The 26,777-nt window shown below is 42.9% G+C and carries 24 protein-coding genes; 14 read left to right on the top strand and 10 right to left on the bottom strand.

The features are described from left to right. The first annotated feature begins 144 nt into the window (after window positions 1-144). Window positions 145-468 (top strand): hypothetical protein, encoded by a 324-nt coding sequence (locus S4054249_RS17990; protein ID WP_069949076.1) that lies wholly within the window; start codon window positions 145-147, stop codon window positions 466-468. Here the strand turns inward: S4054249_RS17990 and S4054249_RS17995 are convergent. The 7 genes from S4054249_RS17995 to ftsY all read right to left on the bottom strand — a co-directional run bounded on the left by S4054249_RS17995 (window position 428) and on the right by ftsY (window position 8,117). Next, the gene (locus tag S4054249_RS17995) at window positions 428-1,705 is read right to left on the bottom strand and encodes an HD-GYP domain-containing protein (protein ID WP_046356128.1); all 1,278 of its coding nucleotides are present in this window, start codon (window positions 1,703-1,705) and stop codon (window positions 428-430) included. The two genes, S4054249_RS17990 and S4054249_RS17995, sit on opposite strands and share 41 nt — an antisense overlap. Window positions 1,706-1,857: 152 nt before the next feature. After that, entirely contained in the window at window positions 1,858-2,193 is a 336-nt protein-coding gene (gene rraB / locus S4054249_RS18000; RefSeq protein ID WP_039608342.1) for a ribonuclease E inhibitor RraB, read from the bottom strand. 5 nt (window positions 2,194-2,198) lie between these two features. Then, on the bottom strand, window positions 2,199-2,903 hold the full coding sequence (locus S4054249_RS18005; RefSeq protein ID WP_046356127.1) for a 1-acylglycerol-3-phosphate O-acyltransferase: 705 nt from the start codon (window positions 2,901-2,903) through the stop codon (window positions 2,199-2,201). Window positions 2,904-3,035: 132 nt separating this feature from the next. Continuing rightward, window positions 3,036-3,899: an RNA polymerase sigma factor RpoH gene (gene rpoH, locus S4054249_RS18010; protein WP_046356126.1), complete on the bottom strand. Its 864-nt coding sequence runs from the start codon at window positions 3,897-3,899 to the stop codon at window positions 3,036-3,038. A gap of 231 nt (window positions 3,900-4,130) precedes the next feature. Further along, complete coding sequence (ftsX, locus tag S4054249_RS18015; protein ID WP_046356125.1) at window positions 4,131-5,117, bottom strand: permease-like cell division protein FtsX; 987 nt, start codon at window positions 5,115-5,117, stop codon at window positions 4,131-4,133. Further along, on the bottom strand, window positions 5,114-5,818 hold the full coding sequence (gene ftsE / locus S4054249_RS18020; protein ID WP_046356124.1) for a cell division ATP-binding protein FtsE: 705 nt from the start codon (window positions 5,816-5,818) through the stop codon (window positions 5,114-5,116). Before ftsE ends, ftsX begins: the two co-directional genes overlap by 4 nt. A gap of 73 nt (window positions 5,819-5,891) precedes the next feature. After that, window positions 5,892-8,117: a signal recognition particle-docking protein FtsY gene (gene ftsY, locus S4054249_RS18025; RefSeq protein ID WP_081333492.1), complete on the bottom strand. Its 2,226-nt coding sequence runs from the start codon at window positions 8,115-8,117 to the stop codon at window positions 5,892-5,894. Window positions 8,118-8,405: 288 nt separating this feature from the next. On the opposite strand from ftsY, the gene rsmD reads away from it, so the two are divergent. The 12 genes from rsmD to S4054249_RS18085 all read left to right on the top strand — a co-directional run bounded on the left by rsmD (window position 8,406) and on the right by S4054249_RS18085 (window position 21,314). After that, entirely contained in the window at window positions 8,406-8,993 is a 588-nt protein-coding gene (rsmD, locus tag S4054249_RS18030; protein ID WP_046355610.1) for a 16S rRNA (guanine(966)-N(2))-methyltransferase RsmD, read from the top strand. A 173-nt stretch (window positions 8,994-9,166) separates the two neighbouring features. Then, window positions 9,167-9,382 (top strand): 30S ribosomal protein S21, encoded by a 216-nt coding sequence (gene rpsU / locus S4054249_RS18035; protein ID WP_010362466.1) that lies wholly within the window; start codon window positions 9,167-9,169, stop codon window positions 9,380-9,382. 21 nt (window positions 9,383-9,403) lie between these two features. Continuing rightward, the gene (locus S4054249_RS18040; RefSeq protein ID WP_046355611.1) at window positions 9,404-9,850 is read left to right on the top strand and encodes a GatB/YqeY domain-containing protein; all 447 of its coding nucleotides are present in this window, start codon (window positions 9,404-9,406) and stop codon (window positions 9,848-9,850) included. 76 nt (window positions 9,851-9,926) lie between these two features. Continuing rightward, window positions 9,927-11,684: a DNA primase gene (gene dnaG / locus S4054249_RS18045; protein WP_046355612.1), complete on the top strand. Its 1,758-nt coding sequence runs from the start codon at window positions 9,927-9,929 to the stop codon at window positions 11,682-11,684. Window positions 11,685-11,787: 103 nt separating this feature from the next. Continuing rightward, window positions 11,788-13,629 carry an RNA polymerase sigma factor RpoD gene (gene rpoD / locus S4054249_RS18050; RefSeq protein ID WP_046355613.1) on the top strand — a complete coding sequence of 614 codons (1,842 nt, stop codon included), beginning with the start codon at window positions 11,788-11,790 and terminating at the stop codon, window positions 13,627-13,629. Between the two features lie 179 nt (window positions 13,630-13,808). Continuing rightward, a complete protein-coding gene (prmA, locus tag S4054249_RS18055; protein ID WP_046355614.1) occupies window positions 13,809-14,684 on the top strand; it encodes a 50S ribosomal protein L11 methyltransferase in 876 nt (291 codons plus the stop codon). Between the two features lie 278 nt (window positions 14,685-14,962). Continuing rightward, window positions 14,963-15,934: a tRNA dihydrouridine synthase DusB gene (gene dusB, locus S4054249_RS18060; protein WP_046355615.1), complete on the top strand. Its 972-nt coding sequence runs from the start codon at window positions 14,963-14,965 to the stop codon at window positions 15,932-15,934. Window positions 15,935-15,949: 15 nt separating this feature from the next. Beyond that, window positions 15,950-16,240, top strand: coding sequence for a DNA-binding transcriptional regulator Fis (gene fis, locus S4054249_RS18065; RefSeq protein WP_010374122.1), 291 nt, complete (start codon window positions 15,950-15,952; stop codon window positions 16,238-16,240). A 252-nt stretch (window positions 16,241-16,492) separates the two neighbouring features. Further along, window positions 16,493-18,079, top strand: coding sequence for a bifunctional phosphoribosylaminoimidazolecarboxamide formyltransferase/IMP cyclohydrolase (purH, locus tag S4054249_RS18070; protein WP_046355616.1), 1,587 nt, complete (start codon window positions 16,493-16,495; stop codon window positions 18,077-18,079). A 101-nt stretch (window positions 18,080-18,180) separates the two neighbouring features. Next, a complete protein-coding gene (locus S4054249_RS18075) occupies window positions 18,181-19,011 on the top strand; it encodes a class I SAM-dependent methyltransferase (RefSeq protein WP_046355617.1) in 831 nt (276 codons plus the stop codon). 14 nt (window positions 19,012-19,025) lie between these two features. Beyond that, window positions 19,026-20,309, top strand: coding sequence for a phosphoribosylamine--glycine ligase (gene purD, locus S4054249_RS18080; protein ID WP_046355618.1), 1,284 nt, complete (start codon window positions 19,026-19,028; stop codon window positions 20,307-20,309). Between the two features lie 192 nt (window positions 20,310-20,501). Continuing rightward, window positions 20,502-21,314: a DUF2797 domain-containing protein gene (locus S4054249_RS18085; RefSeq protein ID WP_046355619.1), complete on the top strand. Its 813-nt coding sequence runs from the start codon at window positions 20,502-20,504 to the stop codon at window positions 21,312-21,314. Here S4054249_RS18085 and S4054249_RS18090 read toward each other — a convergent pair. Continuing rightward, on the bottom strand, window positions 21,290-23,806 hold the full coding sequence (locus S4054249_RS18090; RefSeq protein ID WP_046355620.1) for an EAL domain-containing protein: 2,517 nt from the start codon (window positions 23,804-23,806) through the stop codon (window positions 21,290-21,292). The genes S4054249_RS18085 and S4054249_RS18090 overlap by 25 nt on opposite strands. Before the next feature lie 77 nt (window positions 23,807-23,883). On the opposite strand from S4054249_RS18090, the gene S4054249_RS18095 reads away from it, so the two are divergent. After that, window positions 23,884-24,186 (top strand): hypothetical protein, encoded by a 303-nt coding sequence (locus tag S4054249_RS18095; protein WP_046355621.1) that lies wholly within the window; start codon window positions 23,884-23,886, stop codon window positions 24,184-24,186. Window positions 24,187-24,191: 5 nt separating this feature from the next. Here S4054249_RS18095 and S4054249_RS18100 read toward each other — a convergent pair whose 3' ends face one another. After that, window positions 24,192-25,109: a histone deacetylase family protein gene (locus S4054249_RS18100; RefSeq protein WP_046355622.1), complete on the bottom strand. Its 918-nt coding sequence runs from the start codon at window positions 25,107-25,109 to the stop codon at window positions 24,192-24,194. 96 nt (window positions 25,110-25,205) lie between these two features. Further along, complete coding sequence (locus S4054249_RS18105; protein WP_230851875.1) at window positions 25,206-26,771, bottom strand: serine hydrolase; 1,566 nt, start codon at window positions 26,769-26,771, stop codon at window positions 25,206-25,208. Between the last annotated feature and the right edge of the window lie 6 nt (window positions 26,772-26,777).

Genomic DNA, 26,777 nt, shown 5'->3' on the forward strand with positions numbered 1-26,777 from the left:
AAGCTTTTAATTACTTTTAATAACAAGTCAGACCAGAAATCAAACAGTCAAATCCACAAATATAAATGAGACTAATTCTCAATATCATTGAACCATTAACGAGTTTCACATATACTCTTTGCCATTCAAGTGAGGAGAATAATCATGATGGTGTTATTGATTATGGCAGCGCTGCTGTTTTCAGGCGTCAGCGTGTACTGTTTATGTAAGGCAAACTACTGTGCATGTCAGCGTGCAGGCCAGTGTGACAATCCGGTTAACCATTACTGGTTAGGTGCCATCATTGCCGCACTCTTTGCATTAGCTTGCTGTTGCCTCGCTCTACACAGTGAAAAAGGCACCTTGCTGTGGATTGTATTGATGTCTAGTTGCCTAGCAGGTGCATTGCTCTCAGCTAAAGTACAGAGACTAAAACGCTGCAAGCAGGCTAAACAAGCAAGTTCTCTTGCAACAGACGGGATAAATTGATCTGATAATCTATCGGCCTTACATTCGACACAATTTTAATGTCGTTTGTGGCGCTCAAGTCAATATCTTTTAGTGTAATTTGATGCATGTGTTTCACATTATAAAACACACGCACAATTGGTGAAGTTGGTGAGCCTTCATTGCCGGACATAACCAGTCCTAAACGGTCGTTGGTCAGCTTAACCAAGGTGCCGACAGGGTGTATACCGATACATTTAATGAATTTTTGCACTAGTACGGCATCAAATTGCGTTTTATTGGAAAGCAAAAAACGCAGCGCATGCACAGGCTCTATGGCTTTCATACTAGGCTGATCCGTTGTTAAGGTCGCATAGGTATCTACAATGGCCATAACGCGTGCAGCCTTACTCAATTTATCTTGCTCAAGCCCTCTTGGAAACCCACTGCCGTCAAGGCGTTCGTGATGATTCACTATCATATCTATCATCAAAGGCGTTATACCCTTTTCCTCTTTGACCATCGCCACAGAGTAAGCAACATGCCTTTGCATATGGCGCGTTTCATTGTCACTAAGCGGGGTCGTCTTCTCCTGAATACTTTGTGGGACCTTGCTCCTCCCTATATCGTGAAGCATCGCGGCCATAGCCATTTGTTCCACCACATGAGGCTTCAAACCCAAATATTTAGCAAAGATGGTCATCAAGATTGTACAGTTGATCATATGTCGCCAACTAAAACCACGTTTATCTTTAAGGCGGGTTAAAATCGCCATAACATTACTGTTTTGGGTCACTGAAGATACAATCTCTTTACTGATGTCATTGACCAAGTGCATCTGCAATGCTTCACCGCCGAGAATATTGCCATAGATCAGTTGCAGCTTTTTATTCTGCATTTCAAATTGATTCAATGCCGCAGAAAAGACCTCTGCTGTGGGTAACGCACTTGCCCCCGCTGAAGTTAACTGCGCGTCTGTATCTTGCTCAACTGCTGAATCTTGAGCTTCAGTACTGGATGCTGATTTTGCCTGTGCGCTTTGTGTTATTGTGCTATTTGCGGCATCCGTCTTGATAAAACGCTCAGGTACAGGGACTTGGCTTTGTGTAATATCTATATTGAGCTCTAAAACACCATCAGCTTCGAGCTGCGTGATTATCGCCGAATTGCGCACCATCCCTCGTGACTTTAATTTAATATCTGCATCAGATTTTAGTTTATGGACACTGTCTACAAACATTCCTGGTACAAGTTCACTAATGGGAATTGTTGCGTGCATGGTTCCTAGGAGAAGCTTTTTTAATCAAACGCAATAATATGCATAGTTACGACAAAATTGTCTACTACAAGATCAAAATACAAGAATAAAGGATTAGAAAAAATCAATAGAGAGAAGTCCATTTCTTTCTGAGGGGTGATTACTTGACTCAATCAGTCTTGAAAGTAGGTACCCCAACCATCATATTCCACACCAGTTTGCTCTGCAATTGCAACCAACTTAGTCACATCTTCCAGAATAACTTCGGCATTTAATTCAGCTTCAACAACAATATCAAAGCCCCATATTTTACCACCGTCTTCCAGCTCTAACTCTGCTGGTTCTTCAACATCATAACCCAGTTTAAATGCAGCTAATGCGGCTTCTTCCAACTTATCAAAGTTTTCACATACAAAGTGATGCTCAACTTCATAAAGCTTTTCTGGATTAGAGCCATCTTCAAGAAGCGACTCAACAATGTCTTCACTGATCTCTTGCCAATTTTCCATCAGCTTTATTCACCTTTATCTAATTGTGCGATTTTATCCGCCATTTTAGCATGAATGTTCACCGCATGCTCTCTTGCAGAACAATCCTCTGATAACTTTATCGGCGCCAGCATCGAAATATAAACTTTGCCATTGTTCCAACGATTAAGTTTAATTTTATCTTTAGTTGAACTCATGCAAACCGGAATAATAGGCACTTGAGCATTCTTCGCGGCATGAAAAGCCCCTGTTTTAAATGGCAAAAGTCCACGTCCATAACTGCGGGTCCCTTCGGGAAACATCCACAGTGATAAGCCTTTTTGCTTTATTTTCTCGACCGCTTTATCCAATGTACTCACAGCTTTAGAGCGATTAGAACGATCAATTAAAATATTGCCAGATAACCAATAAAGCTGACCAAAAAATGGGATCCACTTGAGACTTTTTTTACCCATACTAACCGTGTTTTTTGGTACCACAGCAGGTAAGGTAAATAAATCATAGTTATTTTGATGATTTGCAACATACAACGCTGGGCCAACATCAACTACTTCTGGTGCTCTCTCTATTACTAACTCTACACCTATTACCTTGGCCATTGAGCCAAACCAAGAGGCGATAACATGCACATTGTTGCGATGAAATGGTCTTACAATACACAGTGCCAGTCCAAAAATACAACTCGATATAATAAATATGGCCATAGCCAAAATTCGTAATAAAGCTAACAAACTCAGCGCTCCTAAAACTTGATCGATGCATTATAATCAAATAAGCGTACACTTGTAAGCTCAATTTTTTATGACACAAAAAAATACCGCCCCATTTCTGGAGCGGTATTTGTATTTTCGTTGAGTAACTTATTAGCTCATCGCAGCTTGCAGCTTTTTCATTGCTGATTTCTCAAGCTGGCGAACACGTTCAGCGGAAACACTATATTTGTCAGCTAAATCTTGCAATGTTGCCTTATCTTCAGCCAACCATCGTGCTGCAACAATATCTTGAGAACGCTCATCTAACGTCTTCATTGCCGCCAACAAGCGATTTTGTGCCTGCTGCTGATACTGCTCTTCTTCAATTACTTCAGCAATATCACTGTTTGAATCAGCTAAATATTGTACGGGTGAAAAGTTACCACTTTGAGTACCTTCATCTTCGTCAGACCCTAGATCAAAGCCCATATCTTGGCCGCTCATACGCGATTCCATTTCACGGACTTCTTTTTCGCTGACACCCAGCTCAGAAGCGACGGTGCTAACTTCTTCTTGATTAAACCAGCCTAGACGCTTTTTATTCTTACGCAGGTTAAAAAATAACTTGCGCTGTGCTTTTGTTGTCGCAACTTTAACGATGCGCCAGTTTTTAAGCACATATTCATGAATTTCGGCTTTAATCCAGTGCACTGCAAATGAAACCAATCTTACACCCACTGTTGGGTTGAAGCGCTTAACGGCTTTCATCAGGCCAATGTTACCTTCTTGAATAAGGTCTGCTTGTGGTAAACCATAGCCTGAGTAACTTTTAGCAATGTGTGCTACAAACCTGAGGTGAGACATGATGAGCTGCTTAGCGGCATCCAAATCGCCATTTTCATGAAGACGAGTTGCAAGCTTATGTTCCTTTTCAGCGTCCAGCATAGGGATAGTACTCACAGCTTGCAAATATCCTTCAATACTCGCGCTTTGCTGTCCAACTGTTAATGCCATTGCATATGTGTCTTTACTCATTTTTCACCTCAGTGATAAATTCTTTCGTTTATTTTAGCACTCTAACCCTTAGAGTGCTAACTGCAATCTACTACTTTTCTAGCCTAAAAATCAAGCTTTTTATTATTAACAATAGATGAACAAATAAGATATTGATTTTTATGAACTTTATCAACTGTAAAATTTAACAGACTCGATCATTCAAGGAAAGAGTTAGCAGACGTGTGCCAACACAGTCTGCTAAAAGTAAAATTAGACCTTTTCCGGTTCAATTTCACGAATGTATTTTTGTACTGAAAGGTAAGATCCAATAAAGCCCAAAGAAATGGCCAATAAAAGTAAGGAAAACAGCTCAGATAGATTTAACCCCTCTAAAACAAAGCTACTTTGATATACACCTACAACCAATGATACTGCAGACTCCAACCACCAGAGCATCAGCACAACACATATAAAAGCAACTAAGCCTCCGACAATTCCATACCAAATCCCAGTCCATAAGAAAGGTGTGTGAATAAACGTATTTGTCGCACCAACGAGCTTCAGCACCTGTATCTCTTCTTTTTTGTCCATAATTGACAAACGAATGGTATTACCAATTATCAAAACAACGGCACTTAGCAATAAGACCCCAACGGTAAATACACTCTCTTTCAACAATCCTAGTAACGCATTTAAACGTTCAAGCCACTCAATATCCAACTTTCCAAACTCCACTTCACGCTCATCTTGTAGCTTTTCAAGCAGAACCTGTGCGCTTTCTGCACCGCGATGACGCTTAGTTGGGGTGACCAGTACCACGCTCGGCAACGGGTTCTCTTCTAAATAATCCAACGCTTGGCCAAACCCTGAGATCTGCTTAAACTCTTCTAGCGCCTGAGAGCGTGAAATAAAACTGACAGAGTCTACCTCGGGGTAGAGTGCCAAGCGTTTTACTAATGTTTGCGTTTCTTGCTCGGTGATCCCTTCTTTAACGAATAATGAAATCTCCGCCGCTTCTTGAAAGCCACTACTGACTTTTTGTACGTTTTTCACGACAACATACAAAGTGGTAGGCAAAGTCAAGCTCAAGCCTAATACCAGTATTGTCATGATTGATGCCATAGGTGTACGCCACATTTCACCTAAGCTATGGACACCATGGCGGAATATCGTAATAACAAAGAAGTATAATTTTAAAAAAAGCGACTTATCCTGGCTATTTACCTGATTACCACGCCCTTTAAATAGCAAACTCATAACGAATCTCCTATAAAGTCACCTCTTAACGGATCAACAGCTAAAGGGTCTTGTAACATGCGTCCGTGCTCCAATGTCAGACTGCGATATTTCATGCGTGCAATCAGCCCTAAATCATGGGTCGCAATTAATACTGAAGTGCCATGGCGATTAAAGTCTTCAAATAACGTTAAAATCTCCATTGATAACTCTGGGTCTAAGTTTCCTGTCGGTTCATCAGCAAGTAGGAGTGGAGGTGAATTAACAATGGCTCTTGCAATACCCACTCGCTGTTGTTCACCTCCCGATAATGTGCTCGGCTGACATTTTACTTTATCTAACAGGCCAACTTTATCCAGCGCGGCATGAACACGTTTAGTAATATGCTTACGATGTGTCCCTTCAATGACAAGTGGCAAGGCAACATTATCAAATACATTGTAACGCTCAAGCAGTCGGTGATTCTGAAATATAATGCCAATATCTCGGCGAACAAAAGGGACTTGACGGTTAGAGATACTATTTAGGTCAACATCGTTTATTGATACTTTCCCTGCTGAAGGGCGCTCCATTAAACTAATTAACTTAAGCAACGTACTTTTTCCAGCTCCACTGTGGCCAGTCAAAAACGCCAGTTCACCTTTACCCAGTTCAAAGCTCACTTTTTCCAGTGCTCTGTGACCTCCGGGATAAGTTTTGCTCACCTGTTCAAATTTAATCATATACACCTACACAATGTGTGCGCTCTGTCCTTATAGAGAAAAAGCGCCTCGACTAATCGGGCGCTTTTTGCTTTTAACTTTTTGGCTCTTCATCTTGGCTAAATAGTGCCTCGATAAAGTCATCGCTCTTAAACGTTCTCAAGTCATCGATGCCTTCACCTACACCGATATAACGAATAGGGATCTTAAACTGATCAGCAACGGCAAAAATAACTCCACCTTTAGCTGTACCATCTAGCTTAGTCAGAGTGATGCCAGTTAAGCCAACGGCTTGGTCAAATAGTTTAACTTGGCTAATGGCATTTTGGCCAGTACCCGCATCAATGGTCAGCATCACTTCGTGTGGCGCATCTGGGTCAAGCTTTTTCATTACTCGCGCAATTTTTTCCAGCTCTTGCATTAAATTGTCTTTATTTTGTAAACGACCCGCTGTATCTGCAATTAGCACGTCTACATTGCGAGCTTGAGCCGCCTGAAACGCATCAAATACCACTGATGCACTGTCCGCACCAGTATGTTGAGCTACCACAGGAATATCATTACGCTCACCCCACACTTGTAACTGCTCAACTGCCGCTGCTCGGAAAGTATCACCCGCAGCAAGCATCACAGACTTGCCTTGTGACTGGAACTGTTTCGCCATTTTACCGATTGTGGTCGTTTTACCTACGCCATTTACACCAACCATTAGGATCACATATGGCTTTTTACCTGTATTGATTTCAAGCGGCTGCTCAGCATCTTTTAAGATCTCAGCCATTTCGCTTTTCATCAATTCATACAGTGCATCCCCATCTTTCAGCTGCTTACGATCAGCGGCATCCGTTAGGTTATCAATCAGCTTCATGGTGGTTTCAACACCTAGATCTGCGGTCAATAACTGGGTCTCAAGCTCTTCAAATAAGTCGTCGTCAATTTTCTTTCCACGGAAAATAGACGCAAAGCCAGAGCCGATGTTTTCTTTGGTCTTGAGCAGCCCCTGCTTTAAGCGTGCAAAAAAGCCCTTTTTCTTTGGTTTTTCTGCTTCTGCTTGCTCTTTCGCTAGACGCTCGGCTTCTTCACGTTCTGCTTGCTCTTTCGCTAGACGCTCGGCTTCTTCACGCTCTGCCTGTTCTTTGGCTAAACGCTCGGCTTCTTCACGTTCTGCCTGTTCTTTGGCTAAACGCTCGGCTTCTTCACGTTCTGCTTGCTCTTTCGCTAAACGCTCGGCTTCTTCACGTTCTGCTTGCTCTTTCGCTAGACGCTCGGCTTCTTCACGCTCTGCCTGTTCTTTGGCTAAACGCTCGGCTTCTTCACGTTCTGCCTGCTCTTTCGCTAGACGCTCTGCTTCTTCTCGCTCTGCCTGCTCTTTGGCTAAACGCTCCGCTTCTTCACGTTCTGCCTGTTCTTTGGCTAGACGCTCTGCTTCTTCACGCTCTGCCTGTTCTTTGGCTAGACGCTCTGCTTCTTCACGCTCTGCCTGTTCTTTGGCTAAACGCTCTGCTTCTTCTCGCTCTGCCTGCTCTTTGGCTAAACGCTCGACTTCTTCACGTCCTGCCTGCTCTTTGGCTAAACGCTCGGCATCTTCACGTTCTGCCTGTTCTTTCGCTAGACGCTCGGCTTCTTCACGTTCTGCCTGTTCTTTCGCCAGACGCTCGGCTTCTTCATGTTCTGCCTGCTCTTTGGCTAAACGTTCGGCATCTTCACGTTCTGCTTGCTGTTTCGCTAGACGCTCTGCTTCTTCTCGCTCTGCCTGCTCTTTCGCTAGACGCTCGGCTTCTTCACGTTCTGCCTGTTCTTTCGCCAGACGCTCGGCTTCTTTATGTTCTGCCTGCTCTTTGGCTAAACGCTCGGCATCTTCACGCTCTGCTTGCTCTTTGGCTAAACGCTCTGCTTCTTCTCGCTCTGCTTGCTGTTTCGCTAAACGCTCTGCTTCTTCACGCTCTGCCTGCTCTTTGGCTAAACGCTCAGCTTCTTCACGCTCTGCCTGCTCTTTGGCTAGACGCTCAGCTTCTTCACGCTCTGCCTGCTCTTTGGCTAGACGCTCTGCTTCTTCGCGCTCTGCCTGCTCTTTGGCTAGACGCTCTGCTTCTTCACGCTCTGCCTGCTCTTTGGCTAGACGCTCTGCTTCTTCGCGCTCTGCCTGCTCTTTGGCTAGACGCTCTGCTTCTTCACGCTCTGCCTGCTCTTTGGCTAAACGCTCTGCTTCTTCGCGCTCTGCCTGTTCTTTGGCTAAACGCTCTGCTTCTTCGCGCTCTGCCTGCTCTTTATCGGATTTACCAAACCCCAACCAAGATAAAAATTTGTTTTTCTTTCCCATAACCAACTAATACCATATAAGTTTGTATTGTGATTTAGCAGCCATAACCATGTCTATGATCACCACTATCAAGCGCAAAGCTATGCAACGCTGCAAAAAGGTGCACCGCGATCTCCTGCTGTTTGCCAAAATATTGGGATTTGTACAAAGACCTTAATAATCACACAAAAGACTTTGTGATAATTGTTATAATCACTAAGTTAACGCCATAATATGCGCTTAGTGTATCATGTTCCAAGTAGATGAAAAATTTATAATCGAGCACAACAAACTCGATAGTGAAAATATATGAAAAAAAGAAAGCCTCAAGCCCGCACTGACGGCCATATTCGAATTATCAGCGGTAAATTTAAAGGTCGTAAACTTCCAGTAAAAGACGTTGAAGGCCTGAGACCTACTACTGATCGTGTTAAAGAAACCGTATTTAATTGGCTAATGGCAGACATACGTGACGCCAATGTACTAGATTGCTTCGCCGGTTCTGGCAGCTTAGGTCTTGAGTCCCTCTCGCGTTTTGCCAATACAGCCACTTTTATAGAATTGGATAAAACAGCAGCAGCGCAAATTAAACAAAATATACAAACGCTCGCTTTAAACAATGCGCAAGTAGTTCAAACCAGTGCGCTAGATTACTTAATTAATAACGAACAAAAACGTACTTTCGACATTGTCTATCTCGATCCACCATTTAGAAAAGACCTGCTCGCTCCTTGTTGTGAGTTACTTGAAAGCGCAGAGTGGCTTCACGATGAATCATTAATTTATGTTGAATTTGAAAAAGAAGCAAAGCCGGTTCTCCCAGCTAACTGGCAGTTGTTAAAAGAGAAAAAAGCCGGTCAGGTGATTTGCATGCTTTTTCGTCGGAGCCACCAATAACGGGCTAAAATGTGCCAAAGAGATTAACGCATGACACAATTATTCAGATCCGCTATAATTTGATCTTTACACGCGGTCTCGCTTCGGCTTACAATACCGCACCATTTTTGAACCAATTGACCATTTTTCGGTCAATTTGAGCCAAGCTCATTATTTAGGTAGGTGAATTTTTAATGCCAGTAATTAAAGTAAGAGAAAACGAACCGTTTGACGTAGCACTTCGTCGTTTCAAGCGTTCATGTGAAAAAGCAGGTATCCTTTCAGAAGTTCGTCGTCGCGAGCACTATGAGAAGCCAACTGCAGAGCGTAAGCGTAAGAAAGCAGCAGCTGTAAAGCGTCACATGAAAAAGCTTTCTCGTGAAAACGCACGTCGCGTTAAACTATACTAATTAACATTTGGTCTTGTACATATGAGCTTATTAGCGACGCTAAAAGACGCCCAAAAGGAAGCAATGAAAGCCAAAGACAAACCTCGTCTAACGGCAATCAGAGCAGCTCTAGCTGAAATCAAGCAACGTGAAATTGATAACCAGACAACGCTAGACGATGCTGGTATCACCTCAGTGTTGGTTAAACTGGTTAAACAGCGTAAAGACTCTTTCACTCAGTATACTGATGCAGGAAGAGAAGATTTAGCACAAATCGAGGCTGGTGAAATATCAGTACTTGAGTCTTTCTTACCTCAACCTTTATCTGAGGAAGAAGTGCTTGAGATGATCGATGCTGCTATCGCTGACACAGGCGCAGCTGGTATGCAAGACATGGGTAAAGTAATGGGTGTGATCAAAGCAAAAGCTGAAGGTCGTGCTGATATGGGCAAAATCTCAGGTTTAATTAAACAAAGATTGAGCGCATAACTACCCACATACAAATGTATGAAATTAGTAAACCGAGCCTTGTGCTCGGTTTCTTCGTATAAGCGTTAGGAAACTTATGGCTGGCAAAATTCCAAGACAGTTTATCGATGACTTATTGGCTAGAACTGACATCGTCGAGCTAATCGACGGGCGTATTGGTCTCAAAAAAGCAGGAAAAGACTATCAAGCCTGCTGCCCTTTTCATAATGAAAAGTCCCCTTCTTTTACAGTTTCCAGAGACAAACAGTTTTATCACTGCTTTGGCTGTGGTGCTAATGGTAACGCCATTTCATTTTTAATGGAGTATGACAAACTCGAATTTGTTGATGCCATCGAAGAGCTTGCAGGATTATACAACCTTGAAATACCAAAAGAGCAAGGACTTGGCGGTCCTCAGCGCAGTTTTGAGGAAAAAAAGTCAGATTATGACTTAATGATGCATACAGCACGTTTTTACCAACAGCAATTAAATTCGCATAATAACGCCAGCCAAGTCCAAGCCTATGTAAAAGGTCGTGGACTCTCGGAACATACAGTCAACAAATTTCAAATTGGCTATGCCCCACCAGAGTGGGATGCTTTACTTAGCAAACTCGCTCGCAATCCAGCTCAACGACAACAATTAGTTGAGCTCAAGCTTGCCAGTGAAAAAACACCCGGTAGACAGTTTGATTTCTTTCGTGACAGACTGATGTTTCCTATACGTGATAAACGCGGTCGGGTAATTGCTTTTGGTGGCCGAGTCATGGGTCAGGATCAAGGACCTAAATACCTCAATTCACCCGAAACACGTATTTTTCATAAGAGTTTTGAACTATATGGCTTTTACGAAGCTAAACAAGCACATAAAAAATTAGAACAAGTGCTCATAGTTGAGGGCTACATGGATGTAGTCGCGCTTTCAGAATACGGTATTGATTATGCGGTTGCAGCACTTGGAACTGCGACGACACTAGAACATATGCAAACGCTATTTCGTAATACTGATAAAGTCGTGTGCTGTTATGATGGCGATAGAGCTGGTCGTGATGCTGCATGGCGCGCGCTTGACCATGCATTACCAAATCTAAAAGACGGCAAGTCTCTTGGCTTTGTATTTTTACCCGATGGCGAAGATCCTGATTCTTTAGTGCAAAAAGAGGGGAAGGAACGTTTTGAAGAAAGGTTATTGGCTGCTGATGACTATAATAAAGTGCTTTTCAATCGCCTTTGTGAGCAATGTGATTTAACCACCGACGCTGGTAAAGCAAAGCTACTCGCTGAGGCGGTACCACTGATCAATAAAATTCCAAGCGAATTTTACCAAGAATCGTTATTAACGACATTAGCGAGGCTCATTGGGAGAACGCGAGAACAACTCACGGCAAAGTTATCAACCCCCAAAAAGCAACACAATATAGAGCGTAAATTCAAAGTTACACCGATGCGACGTGCAATTGGTTTGTTATTGCAGCACCCACAACTGGCGAAATCTGTTGATTACCTACCAGATCTCGCACACATGCAATTGCCTGGAATGGCACTGTTTTTGAGACTGCAATATACCAGTCTAGAAAACCCCAATTACACCACTGCCCATATATTAGAATCATTCAGGGACAGCCAAGATTATGAGGCGCTAAAAAAGCTCGCTACTTGGCAACATAATATACAAGAAGAGGCCTTAGAAGACGAATTTAAACACACTTTTAAATTTATTGAAGATCAGTGTTTAAATCTACGATTAGAGACCTTACTTATTAAAGACAAAACTGAGGGCTTAAATAGCGACGAACGACTGGAATGTGCGTTATTAACACAAGCTTTAAGCTCTCGTAGAACTGGTCAAAATTAATTTTTGGTGTTATAATGTTCTATTCACTGCGTCAACCAAAATAACGCTGTTTTTAGCTGGCGCCCGTTGTATAAACTTTATCAGAGTGGAAGCATAAATCTCTATGGATCAATCTCCTCAGTCACAACTCAAACTTCTGATTCAGAAAGGTAAGGAGCAAGGTTACTTAACTTTTGCAGAAGTTAACGATCACCTTCCACAAGACATCATAGATTCGGATCAAGTTGAAGATATCATTAGCATGATTAATGATATGGGTATTCAGGTTTCTGAAGCAGCCCCTGATGCCGATGAGCTGATGATGCAAGAAACAACCACCGACGAGGATGCAGCAGAAGCAGCGGCAGCTGCGCTAGCAACGGTAGAAAAAGAAATTGGCAGAACAACAGATCCTGTGCGTATGTACATGCGCGAAATGGGCACCGTTGAGCTACTGACTCGGGAAGGCGAAATTCTTATTGCAAAGCGTATTGAGGAAGGGATTAATCAGGTACAGATTTCTGTTGCTGAATACCCTGAAGCAATCACGTATTTGTTAGAACAGTGGGATAAGTACGAAGCCGAAGAAATGCGCTTAAGTGACATCGTCACAGGTTTCTTCGACTCATTAGAAGATGACGAAGCAACTATCTCTGCAACACATATCGGTTCAGAACTAAGTGAAGAAGACTTAGATGATGAAGACGATGATGGAGATGACGACGACGATTCTGAAGAAGGTGAATCAGGTCCTGACCCTGAAGTTGCACGCGAGCACTTCGAAGAACTTCGTGCGTTGTACACCAGTGCACGTCAATGTTTTGAAGAAAAAGGTCGCAGTCACCCAGATGCACAAGCCGCAATCAAAGAGATTGGTGAGCTGTTCCGCAAATTCAAATTAGTACCTAAGCAGTTTGACCGCATGGTTAACAACATGCGTGAAATGATGGATAAAGTACGTGTTCAAGAGCGTATCATCATGAAACAAGCAGTTCAGATTGCAAAGTTACCTAAGAAAACATTTGTTAAGCACTTTGCTAACAACGAGACTGATATTGCTTGGATTGATGCTGAAATTGCAGCTGGCGACAAGCACTCAGATAAACTCCGTGAAGTAAAACCTGAAATTGAGCGTTGTGTTAACAAGCTAAAAGCCATTGAAGAAAGTACAGGTTTAAGCGTAGAACGTATCAAAGATATCAACCGTCGTATGAGCATCGGTGAAGCAAAAGCTCGTCGTGCGAAAAAAGAGATGGTTGAAGCGAACTTACGCCTTGTAATTTCAATTGCGAAAAAATACACCAACCGTGGCCTTCAATTCTTGGATCTAATTCAAGAAGGTAATATTGGCCTGATGAAAGCGGTTGATAAGTTCGAATATCGCCGTGGTTATAAGTTCTCAACTTATGCAACATGGTGGATCAGACAAGCAATTACGCGTTCAATTGCTGACCAAGCAAGAACAATCCGTATACCTGTACACATGATTGAGACGATTAATAAACTTAATCGAATTTCTCGTCAAATGCTGCAAGAAATGGGTCGTGAGCCTAGCCCTGAAGAACTTGCAGAACGCATGATGATGCCAGAGGATAAGATCCGTAAGGTACTTAAGATTGCAAAAGAGCCAATCTCTATGGAGACACCAATCGGTGATGATGAAGATTCACATCTTGGTGATTTCATCGAAGATACAACAATTGAATCTCCGATTGACTCAGCCACAATGGAAAGCTTGCGCGGTGCAACTAACGAGGTGCTTGCAGGCTTAACAGCAAGAGAAGCTAAAGTACTTCGCATGCGCTTTGGTATCGATATGAATACAGACCATACGCTTGAAGAAGTTGGTAAGCAGTTTGACGTAACCCGTGAGCGTATCCGTCAGATTGAAGCGAAGGCACTTCGTAAACTACGCCACCCTTCTCGCTCTGATCTGTTGAAGAGCTTCTTAGATGTCAAAGGCTAAGAATACAGAATAAAAAAAAGGCCGCATGATGCGGCCTTTTTATTTGAATTTAAATAAGTGCCAGTAATTGTACACATCACCAAATAGGTGCTCACAAGCACTCACAGTCATAGCTACTGTGAGCCGATGTGTCATTCATCGCACACTGAAGCAAAAAGATATTTAATAGGAACAACATTATGGCTTGGATCCAAATCCGAATTGATGCTAACACAGAAACAGCAGATCTGATCAGTGATCTATTGATGGATATAGGCTGCCCTTCTGTAACATTTATTGATAGCCAAAATACCCCAGTCTATGAACCTAAGCCAGGCGAAGTTATTTTATGGCCAGAGACAACTGTAATTGGTCTATTTGAGGCAACTCATGATATGCAATCGGTTGTTGATTACCTAACAGAGCAGATGCCTCAGGCGCCTAAGTACAAAATTGAGCAATTAGAAGACAAAGACTGGGAAAGAGAATGGATGGATAACTTCCACCCTATCAAATTTGGCGAACGTTTATGGATCTGTCCAAGTTGGCGCGATATCCCAGATCCGGATGCTGTAAACGTATTGCTAGATCCGGGCCTTGCATTTGGTACAGGGACGCATGCAACCACGTCACTATGCTTGCAATGGTTAGAGGCACAAGATTTAAGTGGTAAAACTGTGGTCGACTTCGGTTGTGGCTCAGGTATTTTAGGGATAGCCGCGATTAAACTCGGTGCAGAGCGCGTGATCGGTATTGATATTGACCCACAAGCACTTGTCGCAAGCAGAGATAATGCACAACGTAATGGTGTTGCAGATCAACTAGAAGTTTATCTACCAGAGAATCAACCTGAATTTAAAGCAGATATCGTCGTTGCAAATATCCTCGCTCAACCACTTAGAGAATTACATGAAATTATCCTTGGATTCTTAAAACCACAAGGTGCAATTGCCATGTCAGGAATCTTGGAAGAGCAAGCTCAATCTGTTGCGGACGTATACGCACCATATATTGAGTTAGATGCAATAAAGCAAGAAGGAGAATGGACACGAGTGAGTGGAATTACAAAACAATAACAAGTGTAACGACCATCTTCTGAGTTAGTATTCTATTACTCGTAAAGCCTGTGCTTAACAGGCTTTACGCTTTTTTTACAGCTCAGTAAACAACCCCGAATTTACTCTGCAATAATTTTTTGAATAAATTTACAGCAATTTTTGCAGCCCTTCATATTGTTACCAAAAGTCAACCCAAAAAGTTCAAAAAAAAACACTTATGTTCAATTTATAGCCTTTGATTTTTGCGAAAAAAACCGTAAACTTAGCGCCCCTTGAAATGAGGCAGATGAATAGTAGTGCGTATTGGTCCTTACCAACTTGATAACAATATAATCGTAGCCCCAATGGCTGGTATAACCGACCGTCCATTTAGACAGTTGTGTCGGCGTCTTGGCGCAGGGCTTGCGGTGTCAGAAATGTTGTCGTCAAATCCAAAGGTTTGGAAAACTGATAAATCAATGAATCGTATGGATCACTCTGGTGAATCAGGAATACGTTCAGTGCAAATAGCAGGAGCTGATCCTGAACTTATGGCACAAGCTGCACAATTCAATGTCAAAAATGGCGCGCAAATCATAGATATAAATATGGGTTGCCCAGCCAAAAAAGTGAACAAGAAACTTGCAGGTTCTGCACTTTTACAGTACCCGGATTTGGTCGAGGAAATAGTACAGGCTGTGGTTGGCGCAGTCGATGTACCTGTAACCTTAAAAATCCGAACAGGATGGGATCCTGAAAACCGTAATGGTGTTGAAATTGCGAAAATAGCCGAGCGCAATCGTATTGCATCACTGGCTGTGCACGGCAGAACTCGTGCATGCATGTATAAAGGTGAAGCAGAATACGACACTATCAAAGCGATAAAGCAATCGGTTTCTATCCCTGTTGTTGCTAATGGTGACATAACGTCTCCTGAGAAAGCAAAACAGGTTTTGGATTATACGGGCGCAGATGCCATCATGATTGGTCGAGCCGCCCAAGGTCGTCCTTGGATTTTCCGAGAGATCGACTATTATTTGCGAACTGGAAAACACTTACCAGCACCTGAGGTTTCTGAAGTGCGCGGTATTTTGATGGAGCACCTCGTAAATCTCCATCAGTTTTACGGTGAACCAATGGGTGCGCGCATCGCACGCAAACATGTGTCTTGGTATTTGCAGTCCCATGACCAAGAAGGTCAATTTAGGCGAGTATTCAATGCACTTGAGGAGCCAGAAGCGCAAATCGAGGCATTAGAAAACTATTTTGAAACACTAGCAGCTAACTAAGAAAGAGACATAAAGATGTTCGAACAAAATGTGACTTCTCCTTTTATCACTAACGCTCATGTTCAGTCACAAGAGAAACCGCAACCACTGCGTGATGCAGTTAAAAAAGCTGTCCACCACTACTTAAAGCAGTTAAATGGTCAAGACGTGCAAGATGTATATGAGCTAGTATTATCAGAGCTTGAAGCACCTTTACTAGAAGAAGTAATGACGTATACACGTGGTAATCAAACTCGTGCTGCGATCTTACTAGGTATCAACCGTGGTACTCTTCGCAAAAAGCTTAAAAAGTACGGCATGAACTAATCCGTATTTAAGCTGAAAACGTCCGACTCAGGACGTTTTCACCCTCTCTAGCTTCTTTTCTTAAAAAAACCTCTACTCCATTTATCTGAAAAAAATAAGGCATAATGTCCTCTTACAACCCGATTTGTGCATAAAGTTCAGTATTTCTCAATCTCGTTAACATCATTTCCATCGTTTTCTCATCCTAGTTGAGCTAAAATACAGCCTTTCTAAGCTAGCCCTTAACTAATCATTGAGGAAATCAAAACCATCATGGATATACATCGTCCTATTCGTCGCGCACTTTTAAGCGTGTCAGATAAAACTGGTATCGTTGAGTTTGCCCGCGCTCTTGCAGAGTCTGGTGTTGAACTTCTTTCTACAGGCGGTACTTGTAAACTCCTAGCCGATAACGGCATTCAGGTAACGGAAGTATCTGACTACACAGGCCACCCAGAGATCATGGATGGTCGCGTGAAAACTCTCCACCCTAAAGTACATGGTGGGATCTTGGGGCGTCGTGGCCAAGATGAAAACGTTATGGCAGACAACAACATCTCTGCTATTGATATGGTTGTAGTTAACTTATACCCCTTTGCACAAACTGTTGCAAAAGCTGACTGCAGCCTAGAAGATGCAATTGAAAATATCGACATCGGCGGCCCAACTATGGTTCGTGCCGCAGCTAAAAACCACAAAGATGTTACCATCGTGGTGAATGCTAGCGACTATGATCGCGTATTGTCAGAAATCAAAGCTAATGATGGTTCCACAACGTATAAAACGCGTTTTGACCTTGCGATTGCAGCCTATGAACACACAGCACAATATGATGGCATGATCGCCAACTACTTCGGTAAGCTTGTAGCTGATTACACTGAAGAAGCGGCGGAGGAGACTAAGTTCCCACGCACTATCAATATGCAGTTCACTAAAAAACAAGATATGCGCTACGGTGAAAATTCACATCAAGACGCTGCTTTCTATGTTGAGAACAATATTGAAGAAGCCTCAGTGGCAACAGCGAAGCAGCTACAAGGCAAAGCGTTGTCATACAACAATATCGCAGATACCGATGCCGCGCTAGAGTGTGTTAAAAGCTTCGATGCACCTGCATGTGTTATCGTTAAACACGCAAACCCGTGTGGTGTAGCAGAAGACAAAGATATTTTAAGCGCTTATGACAGAGCATTTAAAACGGACCCAACTTCTGCGTTTGGTGGCATCATTGCTTTCAACCGCGAACTTGATGTTGAAACGGCAAAAGCCATCATTGAACGTCAGTTTGTAGAAGTTATCATTGCACCAAGCATTTCTGCAGAAGCTGCTGACATTGTTTCTGAGAAGAAAAACGTGCGTCTTCTTGAGTGTGGCCAGTGGGAAGCGAAATCAACAGGCGTTGATATTAAACGTGTAAACGGCGGCGTCCTTATTCAAGACCGCGATCAGGGCATGGTGACAATGGATGACCTAACGGTTGTTTCAAAACGCCAGCCAACTGAACAAGAGCTAAAAGATTTATTGTTCTGTTGGAAAGTCGCTAAATTCGTTAAATCAAATGCGATTGTATATGCTCGTGATGGCATGACTATCGGTGTAGGTGCTGGTCAAATGAGCCGCGTATACTCAGCGAAAATCGCCGGTATCAAAGCTGCTGACGAAAACCTGGAGGTAAAAGGCTCTGTAATGGCCTCTGATGCATTCTTCCCATTCCGTGATGGTATCGATGCAGCCGCTGAAGCTGGTATCACTGCCGTTATTCAGCCTGGAGGCTCGATGCGTGATGAGGAAGTCATTGCCGCTGCTGATGAAGCAGGCATGGCAATGGTCTTTACCGGAATGCGCCATTTCCGTCACTAATCGACTCGCGCGAAACGTTTAACGTTTCGCGCTTTTTGTTTGCACCAAATTCAAGTATTCTGACCAAAAGACAATCACAATAACCTTGAAGGAACTGAATAATGAAACTAGGTATTAAAGCATTAATCACAGCAGGTATTGTCACTGCAGTCGCAGGGTGTAGTAGTACAACAAGTTCTAACAGCTCAAATGCCAGCATTGCAAAAGCAGCGCAAAGCAGCGAACGCACAGAGACGAGTCGTGCCCGTGATAAATACCGTAACCCAGTCCAAACATTGGAGTTTTTTGGTCTAAAGCCGAATATGACAGTCGTTGAAATCGCGCCTGGTGGCGGTTGGTATACAGAGATCTTAGCACCAACAATTAAAGGCCAAGGTACTTTGTATGCAGCACACTTCCCAGCTGACTCAGAAGTTGAGTATTACAAAAGATCTTTGGCTTCGTTTAAAGACAAGATTTCAAATGATGTGCGCTTTAGCGAAATCAAAATGACTGAGTTCTCAGCATTGACACATCACGATATCGCACCAGCAGGCTCTGCGGATATGGTCTTGACCTTCCGAAATGTTCATAACTGGTATATGCGCCCAGGTGATGAAGGCGTGCTTAAATCATTCAAAGCATTCCATACAGCACTTAAACCGGGTGGTATTTTAGGTGTTGTTGAGCACCGTTTACCAGAGCACCGTGATAACGAAGACCAGAAGCGTTCAGGTTATATGAAGCAAAGCTATGTCATCGAAATGGCAAAGAAAGCAGGCTTTGAATTGGTAGCAAGCAGTGAAATCAACGCCAACCCATTAGACAGTGCAAACCACCCTCGTGGTGTTTGGACGCTGCCGCCAAGACTTGCGTTAGGTGACGAAAAGTCAGCGCAATACAAGGCGATTGGGGAAAGCGACCGTATGACTTTAAAGTTTAAAAAGATTTAATAGGATACTTTGCCATGAATGTACTTGTCATTGGCAGCGGCGGCCGTGAACACGCGCTTGCGTTCAAAGCCGCTCAAAACCCATCTGTAAAAACTGTATTTGTAGCGCCAGGTAACGCTGGTACAGCTTTGGAGCCAAAGTTAGAAAACGTTGCTATTGGCGTTGAAGACTTGGATGCCCTAGTTGCATTCGCCAAAGAAAACAAAGTTGAGCTGACCATTGTTGGTCCTGAAGCACCACTGGTCATAGGTGTTGTAGATCGCTTCAGCTCTGAAGGCCTGGCTATTTTCGGCCCGACTCAAGCTGCAGCGCAGCTTGAGGGCTCAAAGTCTTTTACCAAAGACTTTTTAGCCAGACACCAGATCCCAACAGCGGCTTATCAAACCTTCACTGACATTGAGCCTGCAATTGCTTATGTCAAAGAACAAGGTGCACCAATTGTTGTTAAAGCAGATGGGTTAGCAGCGGGTAAAGGCGTTATCGTCGCAATGACTGAAGCAGAAGCTGAAGAAGCAATTCGTGATATGCTTGCAGGTAACGCATTTGGCGATGCTGGTAGCCGTGTGGTGATCGAAGAGTTCTTAGAAGGTGAAGAAGCTTCATTTATCGTCATGGTCGACGGTAAAAATGTACTACCTTTTGCCACCAGCCAAGACCACAAACGTGCATACAATGGCGATCAAGGTCCAAATACAGGCGGTATGGGTGCATACTCTCCTGCTCCAGTTGTGACAAAAGACATTCACGACCGCATTATGAATGAAGTGATCTACCCAACAGTAGAAGGTATGGCTGCTGAAGGCCATCCTTACACTGGCTTCTTGTATGCGGGCTTGATGATCACAGCAGATGGCACACCTAAGGTTATCGAATATAACTGTCGTTTCGGTGACCCTGAAACACAGCCTATTATGCTCCGTTTACAATCAGACCTTGTTTCACTGATTGAGGCGGCAAACCGCCAAGAGCTAGATCAAACTGAAATTCAATTTGATCCTAGAGCCGCTGTTGGTGTTGTATTGGCCGCAAAAGGCTACCCTGCGAGCTATCCAAAAGGCGATGCAATTTCCGGTCTTCAGGTTAATTACTCTGAAGGTGAAAAAGTATTCCATGCCGGTACTAAGCAGCAAGGGGATGATGTCGTGACAGCGGGTGGACGTGTTTTATGTGCTACAGCGCTGGGTCATACTGTGACAGAGGCACAAAAGCGTGCTTATGCACTGGTTAAAGACATCAACTGGGACGGTGTAGAATACCGCACAGACATCGCTTATCGTGCTATTGCTCGTGAGCAGTGATCTTTAATTAGATGAATATGCTAAAACGGCTCTCGATGAGCCGTTTTTTATTTAAGATACTAAAACGCAAATAAAAACAAAAACCAATATCAATTTCAAACCCTTGAAATATCTAATTTTTTCAATTTACCATTGGTATTTTCCAACTGACTTGCTAGGATCTCCTTTTGTATCATCTTTAGGGGCGTAAAGATGCAGGGCACGTTAAGTAAACTAAAAGCCAGCCTTACCAATCCAATTCAGTACCAGCTGCCTATTGGCGAAGAGCTGATTAATCTCAATGATTATTTTGACAAAGAAATTACTTTAACTTTTACAGGTAATATCTATTGCTGCAGTTGCGGTAAAAAAACCAAAAAAAGTTACTCTCAGGGGCATTGCTTTGTGTGTATGAAAAAGCTTGCTAGCTGCGATATGTGCATCATGAAGCCTGAAACGTGTCACTATGATCAGGGCACATGCCGAGAGCCAGAGTGGGGGGAAGCCAATTGCATGATCCCGCACTATGTCTATTTAGCCAATACGTCGGGGCTTAAAGTCGGTATCACACGCCATACTCAGATCCCAACTCGCTGGATAGATCAAGGTGCAACTCAGGCTCTACCAATTTTTAAAGTGCAAACGCGCCTGCAATCAGGCTTAGTGGAAGTGGCCCTTGCCAACTTCATTGCAGATAAAACCAATTGGCGCAATATGCTAAAAGGCATTAATCCTGAATTAGATTTAAAGCAAAGCGCGCAAGAGTTAATTCCCCAGATCCAGGAAAAACTCGACGAACTGGCTGAGTTATTTGGTGCCACCGCCATTGAACGATTAGACGAAGAAGTTGTAGATTTAGCCTTCCCTGTTGAGAACTACCCAACAAAAATAAGTTCCTTTAACTTTGATAAAGAGCCGACCGTCAGCGGCGTATTGAAAGGCATTAAAGGTCAATATCTCATTTTTGAAAAAGGTGTCATTAATATTCGTAAGTTTACTTCCTACGAGATCAATTTCTCCGCTTGATAAAACTCACACCAAGCCGTTTGCGAAAGCGGCTTACAGTACAAATACCCTTGCATAGCATGACACCCTAGCTTTTGTAAAAATCTCATTTGCTCGTGTTTTTCAACGCCTTCAGCGACAACATGTAACTTTAACGCTTTGGCCATCGCGACAATGGCACTGACAATCTCGCTATTGCCGTACTCATCAGGTATTTTGGCAATGAAACTAGGATCGATTTTTAAAATATCGATTGGTAATTTTGTCAGGTAACTCAGTGCCGAATAGCCAGTACCAAAATCATCCAACGCGATACTGACTCCCATTTTTTTAACTTTAGTCAGCACCTCTTTCGCCCGTTGGAAATTGCTAATGAAGCAGCCTTCAGTCAGCTCCAGCTCTATTTGATGTCCATGCAGTTTATATTTAGCTAAGGCAAGACTTAGTGTCTGTGCTAAATCCCCCTGGGTAAGGTGCTGAGCAGATACATTAATAGCCAAATGCCTGACATCAATATTTAATCTTCTCCAATGAGCAAGCTGAGCACACGCCCTATCAATGACCCACTCATCAAGCTTCACAATTAAACCTAACTCTTCAGCTAATGGAATGAACTGAGCTGGAGAGATCATGCCTAAGTTGGGGTCATGCCACCTCAATAAACATTCTAAACTTGTGATACGACCACTCACTAGACACTGTAAGGGCTGAAAATAGAGCTCAAACTCACCATTTTCAAGTGCGCTTTGAAACCGACTTTGCATAGACAGTCGTTCAAGTGAACGTGCATTCATAGACGCTTTATACATTTGAAAAGAGTTACGCCCTAACTCTTTTGAACGATACATGGCCACGTCAGCGTGTTTTAACAAGCTTTCGCTATCAAGACCATCATCTGGGTACATGGAAGCCCCCAATGAAGCTGTGGCGGCCACAGCGATATTGCCAAGATCAAATGATTTGTTAAATTGTAATAGTAATTTATCGGCAAATGACACCACTGACCCCATATCAGAAACTTCGGTCAACAGCACTACAAACTCATCTCCCCCTAAACGCGCTAGCGTATCTCCTTCTTTTAAGATCCCCTTAATTCGTTCACTCACTTGGGTAAGAAGCTTATCTCCAGCACTGTGACCTAGAGTATCATTGACTTCCTTAAAGCGATCTAAGTCGATAAACATGACGCTGAGTTTATGCTGATCACGGTGTGCTGAAGCCAGAGCCATAGACAGCCTATCATAAAATAAGCGTCGATTAGGTAGGCCCGTCAGTTCATCAAAGTAGGCCAAACGCGCTATTTTTTCTTCTGCGTTTTTACGTTCAGTAATATCACTGAATATGGCGGCATACAGTGTTTCATCACTATAAGGGTCATTGATTTCTATGATCGTGAGCCATTCTACATAAATATCTCCGCTTTTTTTCTTATTACAAATCTCTCCTTGCCACACCCCTTTGTCTTTTAATGCCGCCCACATTTTGTCGTAATAATTTTGATCATGCATGCCTGAGCTAAGCAAACTGGGCTTCTTTCCAATGACTTCATAATCTTGATAACCAGTTAATGCACTAAAAGCGGGGTTAATTTGAATGATTTCCCCACTTCCTCTTGTGATCATAATACCATCTAGGGAAGCATCAATAATGCGATTAGCAAGGTACAGGTTCTTTTCAGATTTACGCAGAGCAATATCTCGCTGCGCCAAGACATTCTCCAATTCACTACAGTATGCAGTCTCTATTTCAGTTAGAACATTTTTTAGTGCGAGTAAGCCTATTACATCATTTGATACTTTCTCTCTTATGACTAGATGCCTTATAGATTTAGCCGTCATTTTACGATAAGCATCGAACAAGCTTTCGTCTGGTGTCATAGATAACATAGGGTAGCTTGCGAGTTCCCAACATGGCATTTGCCACTGCGGATCTAAAATGGCGTATGCAATATCTCGCTGAGTAATAATACCGTACTCTTGTTGTTGACGGTGATAGACCAGCACTGCAGTCGCTTTGTCACGACGCATCTGTTCAATCGCTTCACTCACACATTGTGCACTGTCAAGCACACTCACAGTCTTATCAAAATGATCCTCAATAGGACGAAAGTGTAAATAGTGATCTAACCCCTGATTGCGAACAATGTCAGACAAAGATACAACACCAACTGGTGTATTGTTTAAATCTTTCACCAATAAGTGACGGATCCCAAGCTGATGTAACTTGATCGTGGCTTCGCTGAGGGTCTTATCCAAAGAAATATCATAAACCGGAGAAGTCATCACCTCACCAATAGGTAGCTGCAGAAGGTTTATATGCTTAAGATCGAGCTTCACACAATCGGATTCAGTCCAAATACCGATAATCTCTCCATCATGCGTGACAAAAATAGAACTGACACTGTATTGACGCATTTTGATCAGCGCATCATATAAGCTCGTAGAATCGTCACACGATAATAAGCTAGCCGAAAACACGTCTTTAATTTTCAGTTGACGTGAGTCACCTATCATAAGCACTTTCCTCGCAATCTAACTACCATCTTGAGTATACTTAGCTGCCTGTCGCTAACTTTGACTGAGAACAAAAAATGACGATTAAATCATACCCATTAGTGCTGATATTCGACCAAAGTATAGAGTACATTGACAGTGAGGAAGGAATGCAAGAAAGCCTCTTTTACTTGTCTGAAAATCAAATTAAAACAGCAACCTGCATATATCCTGATGGAAATTTTAAAGCACTTGACGGTGAACAAAAAGCCCCCTATAACTATGATGATTTAACGCTTTTAGTGCAACAAAAACTCGTCTCTGAGGGGCAATGCTGCACAGCAAAAATACAAATTACAGCTATAGAACAAGTATTTAACTTAATGAAAGCGACGCTATGAGCCGACTAGAATTCAGCAAGGGTACGGATATGCGTTTCTACACTGCGGCCTAAAGAGGATAAATCATATCCCCCCTCTAAATAAGAAATAATCCCCCGGCAATTAAGCTCATTGTTTAAAAGTGCAATTTGCTGGGTAAACCACGCATAATCACTTTCCACAAACTTAAGCCCCCCCATGTCATCTTCCAAATGTGCATCAAACCCTGCACTAATAAATATCAGTTCTGGTTGAAACTGTTGTAACTTCGGCAGCCATTGTTGAGCATATAATGCACGCAGATCAGCGCCATCGCTGGCCACTGGCAAAGGAGAATTTACGACCGTGTCGGTGTTTTCAATCTCAGTATTAGGATAAAAAGGGTATTGAAATAAAGAGCAAAAGAGCACATTAGGATCAGATTTAACAATCGCTTGAGTGCCATCTCCATGATGGACGTCGATATCTAAAATGGCGATGCGTTTTACCCCTTTACTTTGTGCATATTTAGTAGCAATCGCTACATTGTTAAAAACACAAAATCCGGCAGATTTATCTTTATCTGCATGATGTCCGGGAGGTCTGACGGAGCAAAATGCAGCGTCATGGCGACCATCAAGTACTTCATCAACAGCCAATATACCAGCACCTACTGCGCGCTCAATGGCCTTTAAAGAGTCTTTGCATAATGAGGTATCACCATCCAAATCTATCAACCCTTGATCAGGTATCGACGATAATACCTGTTCGATGTGCTGAGTATCATGCACAAGCGCATAGTGGGACTCATCCGCTTTTGGCGCCATCAAATGCGTCACAGCAATGTCTAACCCCGATGCAAGGATACGGTCCGAAATAGCATCCAAACGTTGGGGGCACTCTGGATGTTCAGCAGTCATTTTGTGCCTGCGACAAAGAGGGTGAGATATAATAGCTGTGCGCATATCACTGTCCTTAAAAACCTGAATTGACAGTGTATCAAAGCACTTTATAGAGTGCCCTGATACTTTGGTTTGATATTTTTATCAATAAGCTGCACATTACTGTGGTTGAGTAACAGCCACTAAACCTAGATTATGAAAATCGAAACTAAAATCTGTAATTTTAGGGTTTACCCACTCCATATCTGCGCTGTTTACTTGTTGTTTATCATCTAGCTTAAAGTGAATATAAGCATCAGCTTCTAGCAACTTTTCATGCCACTTTACTACAAATATATTGCCGTCATGATGGTGTAGTATGCCTTTGAGCGCCTTTGTATGCGTGAAGTCGATGTGCAGTTTTCCGGCGATTTCTTCAACGATTACATCACCATACCATGGGCTTCTAAGCGTTCCTGTATAGTTGCTAAGCGGCAGGCTTGCTGTTTTGGACGCTACCTTTTTTGGGCCTAGCTCAGAATATAGTGAAGCGCGTTTTTCCTTATACGCTTGATAGCTTTGCATGACCCAATCTCGCGGCTCCAATCCTAGCGCTTGCTCAAATACTTCATTGGTGATTGCACGAATTGCGGGGTAAGCATGTTGGTTAGACAAAATCACCACGCCCAAACCTTTTTCAGGGATCATCGCAACCTGTGATCCCATACCTAAAATCCCCCCCATATGGCCAACTCGTTTATAGCCAAAATAGCTCTCTACAGCCCAACCAAGTGCATAACCCTTAAAGTCTTGCTGAAATGCAATGCGATCTGCTTCTTTTGGTACACGCATAATCTGCGGATGCCATAGGTACTGATGCGTTTCTCGGTTAATTAACTGCTTCCCAAGCGGCGTTTTACCCTCATTGACTTGTGTTTGTAACCACTTAGTCATATCCGAAACATTAGACGCAATAGCACCAGCACCGCGAAAGTCTTCTAAATAGTCACCCACAAACTCTTCTAACTGACCGTCATACTTAATTGTGCCAGTTGCAAAGTTTTTATTCGCTTTATCAATGCGAGAGAAAGAGGCATGGGAATTCTTAATACCTACTTGAGGAAAAACTCGCGTCTCAATAAACTCTTGCCAACTTAGACCACTTACTCTCGCGACAACCTCTCCGGCAACCACAAACATCAAATTATTATAGTGATACTCAGTGCGTAATGGTGCGACAGGTTTGATATATTTTAACCCTGCAAGAATGTCTTTTGTCGACTTATCCGTGTCTGGCCAGATCATGAGATCGCCGGCACCTAACGCAAGCCCACTGCGATGGCTGAGTAAATCACGAATCGTCATTTGTTCCGTCAGGTGTTGGCTGTACAGTTGGAATTCAGGTAAGTGAGTTATGACAGGATCTGCCCAATCCAGCTTGCCTTCCTCAACCAACATTGCCAAAGCTGTTGCTGTAAATGCTTTGCTGTTAGACGCGATACCAAACAAGGTATGTTCATCCACCTCGCCGACTTTGCCAAACTGTCTTATGCCATAGCCTTTTGCTAAAACGACTTTCCCATTGTTTACAATCCCAATTGCCAGACCGGGAATTGCAAAGCTATCCATGGCTTGCTGCACCGATTTCTCTACTTCAGCCAACTGAGGTGCCGTTAAAGCGACAACGCTACTACTCATCAACAAAGTCGTCGCACAGCACAATGTGCGCCAAAGAGCTTTTCTCATATCCAT

The sequence above is a fragment of the Pseudoalteromonas luteoviolacea genome, assembly GCF_001750165.1.
In the GTDB taxonomy this organism is placed as follows: Bacteria; Pseudomonadota; Gammaproteobacteria; order Enterobacterales; family Alteromonadaceae; genus Pseudoalteromonas; species Pseudoalteromonas luteoviolacea_G.